Origin of the sequence: Clostridium sp. DSM 8431 (assembly GCF_900116755.1) — a bacterium.
GTDB lineage: Bacteria > Bacillota > Clostridia > Clostridiales > Clostridiaceae > Clostridium.
This window is the reverse complement of sequence record NZ_FPBY01000287.1, coordinates 1-2,252: the sequence shown is the minus strand read 5'-3', so window position 1 is coordinate 2,252 and position 2,252 is coordinate 1. Positions and strand designations below refer to the sequence as shown.

Here is a 2,252-nt window from a genome sequence, read left to right as displayed (position 1 = left end):
GGGTAACTACACTTGAAAATGTTGCCAAGGAACCACACGTAGTAGATGTTGCAAACTTCTTAAATTCTATGGGAGCTGACATTAAAGGTGCTGGTACTGATGTTATAAGAATCAAAGGTGTTAAGGAATTAAAGGGATGCTCATATAGCGTAATTCCTGACCAAATAGAAGCAGGAACATTTATGATTGCAGCAGCAGCAACAAGAGGTGATGTTACAATTAAAAATGTAATTCCAAAACACTTAGAATCAATTTCTGCAAAATTAAAAGAAATGGGTGCTACTGTTGAAGAGGCTGATGATGCAGTAAGAGTTTCAGTTAATGGAGAACTTAAAGGTGTTAATATAAAAACTGCACCATATCCAGGATTCCCAACTGATGTTCAACAACCAATGTCTGCATTGTTAAGTACTGTTAACGGAAGAAGTCTAATAACTGAATCAATTTGGGAAAATAGACATAAGCACATCGATGAATTAAAGAAGATGGGTGCTAATATCAAAGTTGAAGGAAGAGTTGCTATAATTGACGGAACAGATAAACTTACTGGAGCAATTGTAAAAGCAACAGACCTTAGAGCAGGTGCAGCTATGGTAATAGCAGGACTTATAGCTGAGGGAGAAACTCAGATAACAAGTATAGAGCACATAGATAGAGGCTACCCTCATATAGAAGCTAAATTTCAATCAATAGGAGCTAAGATAACAAGAGTAACTGTTGAAGAATAAATCGGGGGAAATATGATATGATATTTTGCTCATTATATAGTGGCAGTAGTGGAAACAGCATTTTTGTATCAGGAGAAAAGTCTAAGATTTTAATAGACGTAGGAATGCCTGGTAAGAAAATAGACGAAGCAATAACTAAAATAGGTGAAAATCCATCTGAAATAGGCGGCATATTTATAACTCATGAACATAGCGATCATATAAAAGGTGTTGGAGTATTATCTAGAAAGTATGATATTCCAATATACGCAAATGACAAGACATGGTCTGCAATGGAGAAATCCTTAGGTAAGATAAAAGAACATAACATAAGAATTATGGATAGAAGAAGTACTGTAGAAGTAGGAGATCTATCTGTAAAATCTTTTGTAATTCCTCATGATGCTATAGCACCCGTAGGATATACTATAGAGAATAGAGGAAAAAGAGTTAGTGTTGCAACAGATTTTGGTGTATTTACAGAAGAAATATTCGATAACATAAAGGATTCGGAAGCAATTTTATTAGAGAGTAATCATGATGTAAGTATGCTTAAATATGGTCCATATCCTTATAACTTAAAAAGAAGAATATTAAGTGAAGTTGGACACTTATCTAATGATGACTGTGGAGAAGCGTTAGTAAACTTAGCTAATTATAAGGCTGGAAAGAATATTGTTTTAGGACATTTAAGTAAAACTAATAATCAGCCTGATTTAGCTATGCAAACTGTATTAAACGTAATAAATGAACGTGGTTTAAGTAATGGAAAAGATATAAATATATCAATGGCGGATAGAAATAATCCAAGTGGATATATAAAACTGTAAGATAGCGTAAAATTCTTATTATTTATATACAATAATGGGGTAAATTAGTTGAAAATAACAGTCTATCTTAGTATAATTTTTTATAAGAAGATATTTGAATGAAAGAGGAGAGAAATATGAGTTTATATAAGAGTTGGACAGATATGGTTGTCGATTATGTAAAAACTAAGGGAGAAAATGCATTCTGGTACGAATATAGTAACTTAGAAACTAAAATTTATAGAGATTTATTATCAAAGCATAAAGAAGTTGTAAAAACTACAATAGCTGATTTAGCAAAGAAGTATGAAACAACAGATGAATTTATAATGGGATTTGTAGACGGAATCAATGATAGTTTAAACAATCCTTATGACTTAGAAACTGTTGATAGCACAACTGAATTAGCATTTGATATAAACCTTGAAAAGCTATACTATAATATGATTGATGCAAAGGCTCAATATCTTTATGAACTTCCTCAATGGGATGGAATATTCTCAGAAGAGAAGAGAAAAGATATAAGAAAGCAATACAATGAATCAAAGATAGTAAGAAATGAACAAAAAGTCGGAAGAAATGATCCATGTCCATGTGGAAGTGGAAAGAAATATAAAAAATGCTGTGGTAAAAACGCATAGTATAAGGGGATGTAAAAAAACTCTCCTAAAAAGAAAATCGCTGTAGGCATTAAACTTACAGCGATTTTTTGGTAAAATTAAATTATGATACCAAA

General features: G+C 32.0%; 3 protein-coding genes. All 3 read left to right on the top strand.

Features of this window, described 5'->3' with window-relative positions; all coding sequences use genetic code 11:
- The coding region (locus BM384_RS16800; RefSeq protein WP_139232166.1) for a UDP-N-acetylglucosamine 1-carboxyvinyltransferase at positions 1 to 728 on the top strand (728 nt) is incomplete at its 5' end.
- A 17-nt stretch (positions 729 to 745) separates the two neighbouring features.
- A complete protein-coding gene (locus BM384_RS16795) occupies positions 746 to 1,537 on the top strand; it encodes an MBL fold metallo-hydrolase (RefSeq protein WP_090015376.1) in 792 nt (263 codons plus the stop codon).
- Between the two features lie 116 nt (positions 1,538 to 1,653).
- A complete protein-coding gene (locus tag BM384_RS16790) occupies positions 1,654 to 2,157 on the top strand; it encodes an SEC-C metal-binding domain-containing protein (protein WP_090015374.1) in 504 nt (167 codons plus the stop codon).
- Positions 2,158 to 2,252: the final 95 nt, after the last annotated feature.